Source organism: Mesorhizobium sp., from assembly GCF_004962245.1.
In the GTDB taxonomy this organism is placed as follows: domain Bacteria; phylum Pseudomonadota; class Alphaproteobacteria; order Rhizobiales; family Rhizobiaceae; genus Mesorhizobium.
Genome location: NZ_SUHQ01000061.1, coordinates 1 through 14,209, shown reverse-complemented (window position 1 = coordinate 14,209; position 14,209 = coordinate 1). Strand labels below are relative to the sequence as shown.

General features: G+C 58.2%; 11 protein-coding genes and 1 pseudogene. 10 read left to right on the top strand and 2 right to left on the bottom strand.

Going from position 1 to position 14,209, the window contains the following annotated elements:
- Window positions 1-943: 943 nt before the first annotated feature.
- The 9 genes from E5X88_RS32630 to E5X88_RS32590 all read left to right on the top strand — a co-directional run bounded on the left by E5X88_RS32630 (window position 944) and on the right by E5X88_RS32590 (window position 10,528).
- Window positions 944-1,534, top strand: a complete 591-nt coding sequence (locus E5X88_RS32630; protein ID WP_128165790.1) for a NodA family N-acyltransferase — start codon at window positions 944-946, stop codon at window positions 1,532-1,534.
- On the top strand, window positions 1,531-2,190 hold the full coding sequence (gene nodB, locus E5X88_RS32625) for a chitooligosaccharide deacetylase NodB (protein ID WP_091600617.1): 660 nt from the start codon (window positions 1,531-1,533) through the stop codon (window positions 2,188-2,190). The genes E5X88_RS32630 and nodB overlap by 4 nt, the downstream gene beginning before the upstream one ends.
- 15 nt (window positions 2,191-2,205) lie before the next feature.
- Window positions 2,206-3,531: a chitooligosaccharide synthase NodC gene (gene nodC / locus E5X88_RS32620; protein ID WP_091600618.1), complete on the top strand. Its 1,326-nt coding sequence runs from the start codon at window positions 2,206-2,208 to the stop codon at window positions 3,529-3,531.
- 261 nt (window positions 3,532-3,792) lie between these two features.
- The gene (gene nodI, locus E5X88_RS32615) at window positions 3,793-4,707 is read left to right on the top strand and encodes a nodulation factor ABC transporter ATP-binding protein NodI (protein ID WP_091600619.1); all 915 of its coding nucleotides are present in this window, start codon (window positions 3,793-3,795) and stop codon (window positions 4,705-4,707) included.
- A gap of 3 nt (window positions 4,708-4,710) precedes the next feature.
- A complete protein-coding gene (locus E5X88_RS32610; RefSeq protein ID WP_091600620.1) occupies window positions 4,711-5,499 on the top strand; it encodes an ABC transporter permease in 789 nt (262 codons plus the stop codon).
- Window positions 5,500-5,786: 287 nt separating this feature from the next.
- The gene (locus tag E5X88_RS32605; protein ID WP_292168310.1) at window positions 5,787-6,548 is read left to right on the top strand and encodes a sulfotransferase; all 762 of its coding nucleotides are present in this window, start codon (window positions 5,787-5,789) and stop codon (window positions 6,546-6,548) included.
- 388 nt (window positions 6,549-6,936) lie between these two features.
- Complete coding sequence (locus E5X88_RS32600; protein ID WP_268929390.1) at window positions 6,937-8,220, top strand: dicarboxylate/amino acid:cation symporter; 1,284 nt, start codon at window positions 6,937-6,939, stop codon at window positions 8,218-8,220.
- A gap of 278 nt (window positions 8,221-8,498) precedes the next feature.
- On the top strand, window positions 8,499-9,560 hold the full coding sequence (locus tag E5X88_RS32595; protein ID WP_091600622.1) for a LacI family DNA-binding transcriptional regulator: 1,062 nt from the start codon (window positions 8,499-8,501) through the stop codon (window positions 9,558-9,560).
- Window positions 9,561-9,724: 164 nt separating this feature from the next.
- The gene (locus E5X88_RS32590; protein ID WP_091600623.1) at window positions 9,725-10,528 is read left to right on the top strand and encodes a TIM barrel protein; all 804 of its coding nucleotides are present in this window, start codon (window positions 9,725-9,727) and stop codon (window positions 10,526-10,528) included.
- 48 nt (window positions 10,529-10,576) lie between these two features.
- Here the strand turns inward: E5X88_RS32590 and E5X88_RS32585 are convergent, their stop codons facing one another.
- A complete protein-coding gene (locus E5X88_RS32585; RefSeq protein WP_091600624.1) occupies window positions 10,577-11,494 on the bottom strand; it encodes a LysR family transcriptional regulator in 918 nt (305 codons plus the stop codon).
- Between the two features lie 672 nt (window positions 11,495-12,166).
- Here E5X88_RS32585 and E5X88_RS32580 point away from each other — a divergent pair.
- Window positions 12,167-13,468 (top strand): IS110 family transposase, encoded by a 1,302-nt coding sequence (locus E5X88_RS32580; protein WP_236473627.1) that lies wholly within the window; start codon window positions 12,167-12,169, stop codon window positions 13,466-13,468.
- Between the two features lie 367 nt (window positions 13,469-13,835).
- Here E5X88_RS32580 and E5X88_RS33800 read toward each other — a convergent pair.
- Window positions 13,836-14,173: pseudogene (locus E5X88_RS33800) on the bottom strand (LysR family transcriptional regulator); the annotation flags it as partial.
- Window positions 14,174-14,209 lie beyond the last annotated feature (36 nt).

Sequence of the window (14,209 nt, the reverse complement as noted above, 5' to 3'; positions counted from 1 at the left end):
TGCCGCGCGAGCGCAAGGTGCGCGTCGCCATGAGCAACGCCTTCGCCATGGGCGGCACGAACGCAGTTCTGGCATTCAGGCAGGTGTAGAAGCCATGCAAGACGCCTCATTTGAGGTCACCTGTCGTATCTAGCTGCTTGCCGGACCACTATGTGAAGCGAGCGCTATTGGCTGCCTCTGCGATGCGGGAATTGGCAGCGGACGTCTCACGATCAAACAGGCATCTGCTTGTAGAATTCTTTTAATCGTGAAGCGGCGCGAGTGCGCTATCCGTTGAGGTGAGCAAGGCCGGCGCCCTGGGTGAGCTCTGGTGTCGGGTGGTGGAAAGTACAGGGGGAGCTGTGTGGCCACCTCTTTCTCGGCCTCGACGATGTGCGAAGGAGCCTGTGCGGCGAACGGGCCGACGCCCCAGGCTCAGAACCTGGGCGAACCTAACTCCCGCCAAAGGACAGCCCAGAGCTGGATACACGAAAAAGATACTGAACCCGCGAATCAGATTCTGATCAATCGTCGTGTCTGAGCTCCGCTCGGCTCTTACGGAGATAATCGCGCGGCCCGGCAACGGCCGCGCGTGCCGCGGGCGTGAGCTTTGCGCTTCGTCAGAAGTGCCTCGAGCGTGACGACGATAATTGACCAGCCATATGGAACGCATTCGCCCAGTTATCCAAAGCGTGGATACCTTTCATCTAAACAAAGGATTTTACCGTTTTTGCTGCAGGTCCCATAGAAGCGCTTCAAGTTGGAAAGATAGGTTAGTTCCGATGGTTGCGTTGGATCCGAGGAGCATCATCTGGTGTGCGGGGCGTACAAAGTCAGTCGCATCTGCATTGCGGCTTGGTCTTTCGGCGGTCTCCACAAGTTACGCCCCGTTGGCGCGACGCCAATTATTTAACCAATGCTTGGACATTTATCTCAACCAGACAGCTACAAGGTGAGGTCTTCCATGCGCCCGAATGTCGAGTGGAAGTTGTGCTGGGAAAATGAGTTGCAACTGTCCGACCATGTCGAACTCTCCGACTTTTTTCGAAAGACCTATGGACGGACTGGCGCCTTCAACGCGGAGCCATTCGAAGGCGGCCGCAGTTGGGCCGGCGCGAGGCCGGAATTCCGCGCAATCGGCTACGACGCGCATGGGGTAGCGGCTCACATCGGCATGCTGCGGCGCTTCATCAAAGTTGGCGAGGTCGACTTGATCGTCGCTGAATTGGGCCTGTACGCGGTTCGTCCGGATCTTGAAGGGCTCGGAATCGGTTTTTCGATGCGCGTGGCGTACCCAGTGCTCCATCAGTTGGGTGTTCCATTCGCTTTCGGCACGGTTCGGCACGCGCTGCGAAACCATGTCGAAAGATTCTGCAGAGCCGGCCTCGCGAACATTGTGTCGGGCGTTCGCGTACGGTCGACCCGTCCAGACGTGCATCCCGACCTGCCGCCCACGCGCCTGGAAGACGTACTCGTGTTGGTTTCGCCGATCGGACGCTCGATGGACGAGTGGCCGTCCGGTACCCTGATCGACCGGAACGGTCCGGAACTATGAAGCCTCTGGACTACATATGCGAAGGGCAGAGTGACAATGCCGATGGCATTGCAGAGCGCAGCGTCTATCTGACGTTTGACGACGGTCCCAATTCATTTTTCACACCGCAGATACTCAATGTGCTGGCGCAACATCAGGTGCCGGCGACCTTCTTCGTTGTTGGGGCCTACGCGGCCGACGAGCCGGAACTCGTTCGCCGAATTATTACAGACGGGCACGGTATAGCCAACCACACGATGACTCATCCGGACCTGGCTAAATGCGGGCCCGTCGAAGTCGACCGCCAGATAGTTGAGGCAAACAGAGTCATAGGGATGGCTTGCCCGCAGGCCATGGTTCGGTACTTTCGTGCACCGTATGGCATCTGGACCGAAGAAGTAATCGCTGCATCAGCGGGTGCGGCATTGGCGCCCGTCCATTGGTCCATTGATCCACGCGACTGGTCTCGCCCCGGCGTTGACGCCATCGTCGACAGAGTGCTCGCCGATATCCGGCCGGGCGCAATCGTGCTGTTGCACGACGGGTGCGCTCCCGACGAATTGCAACCAGGCAATCAAGCCAGTCTGCGCGACCAGACGGTGACAGCGTTGTCACGCCTAATTCCAGAATTGCACGGCCGCGGATTTGTAATCCGATCACTTCCTCAACATCCCTGAACAAACAGAGATCCTATGGACCTTCTCACCACAGCCAGTACTGTTGCCGTTTCGTCTTATGCGGTGCTCTCGACTGTTTACAGAGGCATGCAAGCGGTCTACTCCCAACCGGAAAATGTTACGCCGCCGTCGGAAAGCTTGTTCGGGTCCGACCGTTGGCCGAGCGTGGATGTCATCATCCCCTGCTACAATGAGGACCCGCGCACACTCGCGGCGTGTTTAGCTTCCATCGCAATTCAAGATTACGCCGGAACATTTCAGGTCTATCTGGTTGACGACGGTTCTGGAAATCGTAATGCCGTCATCCCGGTACATCACGCCTACGAGGGCGACCCGAGATTCAATTTCATTCTGCTCCGCGAGAATGTTGGCAAACGCAAGGCGCAGATCGCCGCCATCCGCCGCTCATCTGGAGATTTCGTGCTCAGCGTCGACTCTGACACGACACTTGCGTCCGACGTGATCACGAAGCTTGCAGTAAAAATGCGGGATCCCATGGTCGGAGCGGCCATGGGCCAGCTGACGGCATACAACCGCAGCGACACTTGGTTGACCCGATTGATCGATATGGAATACTGGCTGGCTTGCAATGAGGAGCGCGCGGCGCAAGGTCGCTTTGGTGCGGTCATGTGCTGCTGCGGCCCATGTGCAATGTACCGCCGGTCTTGTCTCCTTTCTCTGCTGGATCAATACGAGACGCAGCTGTTCAGGGGGAAACCAAGCGACTTCGGTGAAGACCGTCATCTTACGATCCTCATGCTGAAAGCAGGCTTTCGAACCGAGTACGTTCCAGGTGCCGTCGCGGCGACAGTCGTTCCGGACAAGATGGGACCTTATTTGCGCCAACAACTCCGCTGGGCACGGAGCACTTTCCGGGACACGATGCTTGCGCGAGGTCTACTGCGTGGCCTGGATCGCTATCTAACTTTGGATGTGATGGGAGAGAATCTCGGCCCATTGTTGCTCGGCATCGCGGTAGTAACGGCGCTCGGTGAGCTACTATTTTCACATACAGTAAATTGGTGGACGGTGCTGGCTATTGTCACCATGACCATAATCAGATCTACGGTGTTATCTTTCCGCACTCGGCAGCTTCGATTCATCGGCTATTCAATGCACGCGTTAATCAGGATATTCCTGTTGATCCCCTTGAAGGCTTACGCCCTGTGTACATTGAGCAATAGCGATTGGCTGTCGCGTAAAAGTGTTCCCCTGCCCAACAGAAGCACAAAGGAAATCACAAGCGCGACGCCGCTTGCCGGAGCAAATGCTGCGGGCAATTCTGGAATTGCGGAGTCACTTCATACTGCAGATCTTTCGCTCACAGCTGGTGAAGTCTGATGGCCTTGCAGCGCCGGGTGACCGAGTAAGTTGTGTCAGTCGACACGTGGTGAAGCTTGTCGAGTTACCTATGGTCAGAACCGGAACTATCTGGAAGCGACACGTGGCATCTTGACGTTAATTCTTTGGCGGAAGCGATACACGCGTCGCTCCGGCCGCGACTTTCCAAAGGTGCCATCTCAAGGCGGTGGCCTGCTCTGAACCAGATTCGTAAGTAAGCTGCCGGTGGCCAATCGGACTCATTCCGCTTGAGATAGACGCATGTCCAATGTAGCAATCGACCTTACCGGCGTAACCAAATTATTCGGAAACAAGCTCGTTGTGGACGGGCTGTCCTTCACCGTTGCATCGGGAGAGTGCTTCGGTCTGCTGGGGCCGAACGGCGCAGGCAAGAGCACGATTGCGCGTATGCTCCTCGGTATGACCCGGCCTGACGCGGGTGATATAACAGTCCTCGGTCTACCAGTGCCGGCACGCAGCCGCTTGGCCCGCAAGGGCATAGGCGTGGTCCCGCAGTTCGACAATCTCGACCTGGAATTTACGGTACGTGAGAACCTGTTGGTGTTCGGGCGCTACTTCGGCATGAGAACAAGAGAGATCAACGCCGTCATCCCACGGCTCCTCGAGTTCGCTCGCCTTGAGAGCAAGGCGGATTCACGTGTCGGCCTGCTATCCGGCGGGATGAAGCGGCGCCTGACGCTGGCACGTGCTCTGATCAACGACCCCCAGTTGCTTGTGATGGATGAGCCCACGACCGGCCTCGACCCGCATGCCCGCCATCTGATCTGGGAGCGACTTCGTTTCCTGCTGGCGAGCGGAAAAACGATCATTTTGACCACCCATTTCATGGAAGAGGCTGAGCGGCTTTGTGATCGGCTGTGTGTTCTCGAGCGGGGACGCAAGATCGCCGAGGGCAGTCCTCATGCGCTGATCGACGAGTACATTGGGTGCAACGTGATCGAGATCTTCGGCGGCAATCCACAGGAGCTGATTTCGCTGATCAGGCCGTACGTTCAGCGTATCGAGGTAAGCGGCGAGACGCTCTTTTGCTATGCGCCTGATCCGGAGGATGTGCGCATCCAGCTTCGCGGTCGAGCGGGTCTGCGTATTCTGGAGCGTCCACCCAGTCTGGAGGACGTTTTCTTGCGGCTAACCGGACGTGAGATGGAGAAGTGAGCAATGGGTGAACGTCTTGCGGCCGCTCTACCCGCCAACGCCTGGAACTGGATCGCGGTGTGGCGCCGCAATCATTTGGCATGGAAGAAGGTGGCATTTGCTTCAATGCTCGGCACTCTTGCTGATCCGATGATTTACCTTTTCGGGCTCGGCACTGGCCTTGGACTGTTGGTAGGCCGCATCGAAGGTGCATCCTACATCGCTTTTCTGGCAGCCGGCATGGTTGCGACAAGCGCGATGACAGCATCGACCTTCGAAACAATTTACGCGGTTTTCGGTCGAATGCGCGATCAGGGCACTTGGGAAGCAATCTTGCACACACAACTTACCCTCGGCGACATCGTTCTCGGTGAATTGACCTGGGCAGCCACAAAGGCCTTTCTGGCCGGTACGACAATTGCGATTGTTGCCGCCGCGCTAGGTTATGCCGCGTGGACGTCGGTTCTCTACGTGCTGCCGGTCATCGCTCTCACCGGGTTCGCCTTTGCGAGCCTGGCCATGCTCGTCATCGCGCTCGCGCCCAGTTATCACTATTTTATTTTCTATCAGACGCTTGTCATCACACCTATGCTGTTCCTTTCGGGCGCGGTTTTTCCAGTCGGCCAATTGCCAGGAGTGTTTCAGCAGATTGCGGCCTTCTCGCCGCTGGCGAATTCTATCGATCTAATCCGTCCGGTGATGCTCGGCCGCCTGGGCGACAATGTAGGGCTGCATATAGGCGCACTTTGCATGTTCGCTGTATTGCCTTTTTTTGTGTCGGCTGGACTGTTTCATCGACGACTAATGCGTTGACGCTTACCTACGCCCATCAACGAGAAGGAGGTCCGCAATGCCGGATTGCAAACTGCCCACAGCGGCCCGGAGGCATGCGTGTGCCAGGAATCGCGAGTGGTACAACAACGCCGAAGCCGGGCGCCACCCAGCCGCTGCAGGCACGCGCCCATCTTCGCGACCACACCTCGGAGTACAGGCTGGGTGGTGAGGCGCGGACCCACCCGGAGCGTTCAAGCGATAGCAGCCAAGCTTCTTGTGCGCGTCCCCAGACCGTCGCGGCCATTATTTAGTTGGATACACATGCAATGACCCACAACGAACCAACTCCTGAGCCTTTTGTGATCCTTGCTATGCCAAGGACCGGAACACACTATTTAGAAGAATTGCTAAACGAGCATCCGACCGTTTTGAGTAACGGTGAGTTGCTAAACGAATATGATCCCAATTGGCCCAGCACGGATCGCCTGCTAGGCGCGGATCGCGAGCTTCTTGAGCTTGCCTATGTGCGCTGCCCTATGCGCGACTACAAGAATGTGACGCATCTTGGCTGCAAGATCAATGAACCTCAGTTTCGCGAGCGTCCAGCATTCTTTGCGGAATTAGCTCGTTGGCCAGCACTCAAGGTCATCCTCGTTGTTCGCCGAAACGTATTGGAATCGCTCCGTTCCTTTGTGCAGGCCAGGGAAAGCGGTCAGTGGCTGAAGTTCAGCTCGGACAACGATACCGCTCGGCCACCGAGCGTCAGGTTGTCAATCGCTGACTGTGAGGCTTATTTCAAAGCCGCCGACGATTTTCACGCTCGCGTTATGGACTCCTTCACGTCGACCAACCTGCTTGTAATGGAATACGAGAGCCTTCTTCATGAACCTGCCCAATGCTTGGGAGCGGTTTGGGATTTCCTGGGCGTTCCAGCGCTTGAGCCATCAGATAACGCCATCCTGCAGCGCCAGGAAACGCGACCGCTGGATCAAACGGTGGAGAACTTTGACGAGTTGCGGATTCACTTCGCACGCGGACCTTATTCAAGATTTTTTGACCTCGGAGATTCGATGCGCTCCTACGCTTAATCGCTTGTCCCGCGTGCTCTGATGGGCGTGTAGGATATCCTACAGTTTGCGCGCATTCCGTCGCAAAACTGACCAACCAAAGTCACCAAGACGACAGATATCGGCCGGCATTCGATCTGCGGCGAACATCAAAGGCACGGCCGCAAGGCGACCTGGTCAATTCCCTCTCTGGCGAAGCACTTCTTCACGCGATCTTTGGCGAGCCTTGAGTGCAAATTCCGGCAAAGGTGGAGGGTTCCAGTGCGCAACCCGCACCAATCTCGCTGGACGGGACAGGCCTCCAGTTGGCACGGCGCTTGCTCCGAGATGACAGCAGCGCTCGACCGGAGCGCAGCATGGGAGAAGGAGGAGCCCCCACCCCGATCCGGTCAGGGAGAGAGAAACGGTGTTGGTTCCAAAAGTCCCCCGCGCGATCGCAGCGCCCCGCAAGCGCCATTTTGCCCGGACCTACGTGCAGGTGCTTGCCGCCATAGTCCTGGGTGCCGCAATTGGCTATCTCTATCCGGAAACCGGCCAGAGCCTGAAGCCGCTCGGCGATGCCTTCATCAAAGTCGTCAAGATGATTATCGCACCTGTCATCTTCCTGACAATTGCGACCGGCATTGCCGGCATGAGCGATCTGCAGAAGGTCGGCCGAGTTGCCGCCAAGGCGATGGTTTATTTCCTCACCTTCTCGACGCTTGCACTCGTTGTCGGACTGATTGTCGCGAATATCGTTCAGCCTGGCGCCGGCCTCAACATCGATCCGGCCTCGCTCGATGTCCAAGCCGTTAAGGGCTATGTGGCCACGGCTCACGAGCAGTCCGTGACCAGCTTCCTGATGAACATCATCCCGTCAACGATTGCCAGTGCCTTCGCGGAAGGCGACATCCTGCAAGTCTTGTTCTTCTCGGTCCTGTTCGGCATTGCTTTGGCGATGACCGGAGAGACGAGCAGGCCGGTCGTTACCTTTCTCCAGGCGCTTACCGCCCCCATTTTTAAGCTCGTCGGCATTCTGATGAAGGCTGCACCCATCGGCGCCTTCGGCGCAATGGCCTTTACGATCGGCAAATACGGTATCGGTTCGGTGGCCAACCTCGCGATACTGGTCGCGACGTTCTATCTTACCGCCTTCCTCTTCGTGTTCGGGGTTCTCGGCGCGGTCTGCCGCTACAACGGCTTCTCGATCTTTTCTCTTGTCCGCTACATCAAGGACGAACTGCTGCTTGTCCTGGCAACGTCCTCCTCGGAGGCCGCGCTGCCCTCGCTCATGGAGAAGATGGAGAAGGCCGGCGCCGCGCGTTCGGTCGTAAGTCTCGTCATCCCTACTGGATACTCATTCAATCTGGACGGTACCAATATCTACATGACGATCGCCGCCCTCTTCATCGCGCAGGCGACGAACACAGATTTGTCAATTGCCGATCAGATCCTCCTGCTGCTAATTGCGATGCTTTCCTCGAAGGGTGCGGCAGGCGTCACCGGCGCCGGCTTCATCACATTGGCCGCTACTCTCTCTGTCGTGCCGAGTGTTCCCGTTGCCGGAATGGCTCTAATTCTTGGCGTGGACCGCTTCATGTCGGAATGCCGCGCGCTGACGAATTTAGTCGGTAATGCGGTGGCATCGCTCGTTGTCGCTCGCTGGGAAGGCGAATTGGACCAGTCACGGATGGAAGCCGCTTTCCGCGGTTAGGGTTACATCAAACTGGCTCCCCGCAAGCAAAATCGCAACAGCGCGACGTGTAAGTCGCGGCCTTGCCACAACAGTCGAATTGCCAGCCTCCAAAGAGCGCTGGAAATAGAGTACTAACGCAGTGAGTAATACAACACCATGAAGCCCCTAAGCAAACGAACGGTTCACGGAAACTCATCTGGGTGCGCATGGAGCGCTGTTCGTCGAATGCGCTATCAACCGCCGGGTGTGGGAACTATTTCAGCTTGCCGCCCCAAGCCGTCGCGGGAGCGCACCGGATGATGGAGGACCGGCCGATCAGAATCGCTAGGGGAAAGCGCGTCACAATTGCCGATCTCGCCCGCGAAGCCGGAGTCAGCGTAGCAACAGTCGATCGGGTTCTGAACGTCCGCCTTCCGGTGCGAGAGGAGACCGCCCAGCGGGTCCATGCGGCCGCGCACGCGATCGGCTATCATGCTGCCGGTCTCATCAAACAGCGCTTGCAGCAGCACCTGCCGCACTACAAGCTGGGCTTCATCTTGAGAAAACCTACCCACGATTTCTACCAAGATTTCGCTCGCAAGATCGAAGAGTCGGTCAGTATGGCTAAATCCTTCCACGGCCTTCCGATCATCGAGTTCGCGCAGTCACATTTGCCGCGTGACCTGCTCCCGCTTCTTAAGGACCTTGGGAGCCGCTGCCAGGCGATCGCCATGGTGGCGGCCGATCACCCGAAAATCACAGCATCAGTCGAGGAGCTCAAGGCGAAAGGTATCCCGGTATTTTCGCTGCTATCCGACTTCGCCGATGGCGTGCGCGAGGGCTACATCGGCCTCAACAACAGCAAGGTCGGACGGACTGCCGCTTGGGTGTTTTCCAAGACCGCAAAACGGCCCGGCAAGGTGGCGGTGTTTGTCGGAAGCCATCGCTTCCAGGCGCATGCGACGCGGGAAACGGCCTTTCGTGCGTATTTTCGTGAGAACGCGCCAAAATTCGAGGTGCTTGATGCGCTCGTGAACCTTGATGAACGGCAGCTCACTTACGAAAAATTGCTGGATCTTATGCAGCGGGAACCAGAGCTCGTCGGCTTCTATATGGCCGGCGGGGGGATAGAGGGGGCAATTTCCGCGCTCCGAGAAGAGGGGAGCGGTCAGGATCTCGTCGCGATCGTGAGTGAAATGACGCCGCAGTCACGTGGGGCGCTTGCGGATGACATCTTGACGATGGCGGTCGGCACGCCAATGCGCCGACTTTGCCAGGAGCTGATAATGGCAATGGAGCGGGCCATCAAAGCCGGCGTCGCGGAGAGCCCGGGGCAGACATTTCTGCCGTTCGACATTTATCTTCCGGAAAATATTTGAGCTTGATGGATTTCTATCATGAGCGCCCATTTTCCTTTCACCGATGAAAGGAAAGCTCGATTGACTCGGCCGTCTCTGTCCGATCTGTGAACCGGCGTGGTTCCGTCTTGAAAGAAGCCGGATGCCGAAATGGCAGCCGCGCTTCATGGAAGGAAAGTCAAGCAATGCGCCAGGTATCGCCCCGCTTTGCACTCGATCACATGGCGGCGCCCCGCCTTGACGTCAGTGCGCTTTTCGCGCTTGCCCGTGACCAAGGCCTGACCGACGTCCAAATCCGTTACCCTCATTTCAGCAATCCTGTCGCACGCGGCATTCCGGCTGCGGACGTCCGGTTTGCCGCTACCGAAGCGGGCATCACGATCATCTCTGTCAACGCCTTGCAGCGGTTCAACGACTGGACTCCAACGCGTCAGGCCGAGGCAAGCAACCTCGCCGATTATGCGACGGCGTGCGGGGCGGAGACGCTCGTTTTGGTGCCGGCCAACCGCAGCTCGTGGCCCACCAATAGCGAGCGCCAGGACAATCTTCGTTTCGCTCTAAACGAGATCAAGCCAATCCTCCAGTCGCGGGGTCTGATCGGTCTTATCGAGCCGCTGGGTTTCCGAACCTGCTCGCTTCGATCAAAGAAGGAAGCGGCCGAGGCCGTTGCCGCGGTTGATGGCCAGTCCGTCTTTCGCCTCGTGCACGACACGTTCCACCACACCCTGGCCGGGGAGACATGCCTGTTCTGCGAGCTTACCGGCCTGGTGCACATTTCAAGCGTAAACGACCCGACCTTCTGGATTTACCCCGATCGCTTTCTTGCAGGTTCCGACAATGGCAGCCAGATTCAGGCGCTGCTGGATGGCGGCTACGCGGGACCTTTCTCGTTCGAGCTGGTCGAGGAAGTCCATTCTCTGGACGATCTCGCAGGCGCACTTGCCGCCAGCATCGACTTTATCCGGCGAGGGCTATTGTCGTCAGAGTAGATGGTGACAGGAGTAGTGACTATAGGTGCGCCTGAATTTTCCGTGGGTTCACAGCGGGACAGCCATCCGAGATGCCTCTTGCATCATTATCTCCCGCATCCAGATGCTTGCCGGATCGCTATTGTGGAGGGCCGGCCATTGGAGGGTCTCGGTGAATGTGGGAAATGGCAGCGGAAGTTCGATAACCCGCAGGGGGAACGTGTTTTCGAAATGCCTGACCAGCCGCAAGGGCATGGTCGCTATACGAGCTGTGCCGGACACCATAGGTGGAATCATGCTGAAGCCCTGCACGGCGACCTCGACACGTCTCTTAAGGCCATGCTCAAGCAAAAACCATTCCTCGATAGACGGCTTCATCGTACGCCCGAACCTGACCGCGACGTGCCTCATCGACATGTATCTCTCGAATGTAAGCTGCTGTGGCAGCTGCTTGTTTGTGGGACAGCCTACGCACACGAGCTTCTCGTCAAACAGCGGAACGCTTGAATGCACACTCGACGTGAACATATCCGGTAGAATTAGAAAATCGACGTCACCGCGCCGGAGAAGCTCATCGGGGCTATCGTCGACAGGCAGCAGTTCGAAGCTGACGGCGGGGGCTTCCCGTGCAATACGCTCCACAAGCTTTTCGAAAAACACGAGCGTGACGAAATCGGAAAGAATGATCCTGAAGAGGCGATCGGCTCGAGCTGGGTCAAACGGATCCGAAGAAATAATCGAGCACTGGATGTGCTGGAGAGCGTCGCGAACTGCGGGGGCAAATGCTGCCGCACGCGGGGTTAGAAATCGTTCGCGACCTCTTATCGTAAACAGTTCATCGCGGAAATAATCGCGCAGTCGGGCGACGGCCGCACTCATGGCGGGCTGACTCAGGTTGATCCTGCGTGCCGCCGCCGAGAGATTACGCTCCGTCAGGAGTGCGTCGAGCACAACGAGGAGATTTAGATCAAGTCCTTTGAAACGCATGTCATCAGCCATCCATGGGATGGATGCCTTTAACCGAAACAAACGACTTTAACAATTTAGCATTCTTGCAATCTTTTGTCGCAAAAAGTTTATGATGGATGACGTTAAGGTCCGACATATGAGCCGCGTGATCTGCCGAAGCGAGCAATCGTACGTACTGTGCAGGTCAGAGATTGGCGGTTTGAAATGCCGGGCCGATGGCGCCGGGCTATCAACCAGCGTCTTCGGCGGCCCCGACCTAGCAAGGCGTGGTCCGAGGCGACTGATGGGCGGTTTGATCCTAAGCTGCCGTGAGGCCTGTGTTGTATCGGCGAAGCCAATGCAGCAGTTCGGCAGCGTTTTTGAGAGCTGTTGTAGGCTCGGCCTAAGCCCATTGGCGCAAGCCTGTCTGAACGAAGCGCTTGGCCTTGCTGTTATCCGGTGGTGATCTGTGGTGCCTTTTCGTCCTGCCGTTCTTGTTTTGGAACGCCCTTATGGTGAGCCCATCCGGGACGTGGGGCACCGGGAGCACGAAGGTGCAGGCAGGCCGTCAATAGACCGTGGGCTGAGAGCCCGAGCTCGTTACATCGCCGCCCCTCGCGACTTTCCCGGAGGCGCTGCGAGCGCGGATCAGTAGATGTCGTGTTACCCGCCAGCTCCCGTCTTTGACCGAGCCAAGAAGGAGGAACGGGCATGCGCATCATCGGACTGGATATTCACCGCGCCTTCGCCGAAGCAGTGGCATGGGAGGATGGCAGGCTCAGGCGACTCGGCCGCGTCGACATGCGGCGCGATCTGCTGGCGGCGTTCGCCGCGAAGCTGTCGCCGAACGATGTCGGGGTGATCGAGGCCACCGGCAACGCGACGTCCGCTACGGCTGTGGTTGCGCCGCATGTGAAGAAGGTGGGGATCGGCAACCCGAAACAGGTGCGTATCATTGCCTATGCCAAGATCAAAACGACGATCGAGGCCGACGTTCTTGCGCAGCTCTATGCCAGCGGCTTCTTGCCAGAAGTCTGGATTGCGGACGAGCCGACGCAGGCTCTGCGTCGACAGGTGACACGGCGCAATCAGATTGTCCGACAGAGATCTCGATTGAAGACCGTCATCCAGTCGATCCTTCATAGCCACCTGATCCCGTCCTGCCCGCATGCCGACCTGTGCGGCGCCAAGGGTCGGACCTGGTTAATCGAGCAGGTCGTACCGCAGGACGAGCGCCTCGCGATCGATCGGCATCTGCGCGAGTTCGACCGATTGGGCGAAGACCTCCAGGTCATCGAACGCGATCTTGCCCGCTCGGCTCTCGAGGATGAAGGCGTGAAGCGGCTGATGACCATTCCCGGCGTCGACATCACCGTCGCGCTGGCGATGAAGGCGGCGATCGGCGACGTGTCGCGCTTCGACGATCCGCAGAAGCTCGTGACCTATCTCGGGTTGAACCCAAGCGTCCGACAGTCCGGCCAGGTCCGGCCTACCATGGGCGGATCACCAAGCAGGGCCGTGGTCATGCGCGCGGCATGCTCGTCGAGGCGGCCTGGGCGGCCGCTCGTGCTCCCGGACCGTTGCGAGCCTTCTCCCTGCGGCGTGCGAGCCCGGCGCGGACAGCATGTCGCGGCCGTGGCAACCGCACGCAAACTCTCTGTCGTGATCTGGCATCTGTTGATGAAGGGCGAGAGTTACGCGTGGGCTCGACCCTCCCTGCATGCCAAGAAGCTTGCGCGATGTGGAACTCAAGGCCGGGAGCAAGGCTGTGCGCGGCCAAAAGGGAGCCGCGCACGCCTACAACATAAAGAGCCACCGGGAAGAAGAGCGCCGCTGGGTGGAGCAGGCCGAGGGCGCCTATGCACGCCTCGCCGCCGGTTGGAACCCACGAGGTCCGAAGAGGGTAGGCACGGATGCCGCAAACGAGGCGCGACGATAGAAGCTGCGCGGCAGGGCTCTCATCTCGGACCCTGCTCTTCGCCACGCGGTCGTCCGTGCGCGACAGGAGAATAGCGCAGATTTATCAACAAGGCTCTTGTCGATCACATCAGTGGTCTTGGGCGCTGTACGGCCGGGTGAAGACTTTGCAGGTGGCCCGGAAAGCGTTTGACCTGTAGCGAAGCAATTGTCGTCATTACGCGCTCGACCCGGGCGCCCAGCTTGGCATAAGAGCTACGTGGCCTCAGGAAGCGTCGTCAATGCAGACCATGGACGAATTCCCAGCCGATGCCGAGATGCCGGTCGACCGTGCCTGTCGCCGTCCGGTGATGCGATGCCCCCGAGCGCATGAGTTCGCCCCGGATGCTCCCGGTCACGACGCACGGGTTCGGGTTCCAAGGCGCTCAGTTTGTTCGCGCCTAATCGGTGTAGGGCGCGGCAGAAATACGAGCGTGACGAAATCGGAAAGAATGATCCTGAAGCGGCGATTCGGTAGAGCCGGGTCAAACTATCCGACGAAATAAACGAGCACTGGATGGGCAGGAGAGCGTCGCGAACTGGAGGGCAAGAGCTCCCGGACGCAGCGTTAAGTTTGAATACCTCCGCGGACATGGTCGCGAGCTCATCGCGCAAATAATCGAGCAGCCGAGCGCCGGCCGCACTCATGACCGGCTGGGCTCGGTTAATCTTGCATGCCGCGCCCATGAGGTTGCGCTCTGTCGGGAGTGCGTCGAGCACAACGAGGAGATGTAGTTCACGACCTTTGAAACGCGTGGTCAACTATCCAAAGTGTGGATGCCTTTCATCGAAACAAAC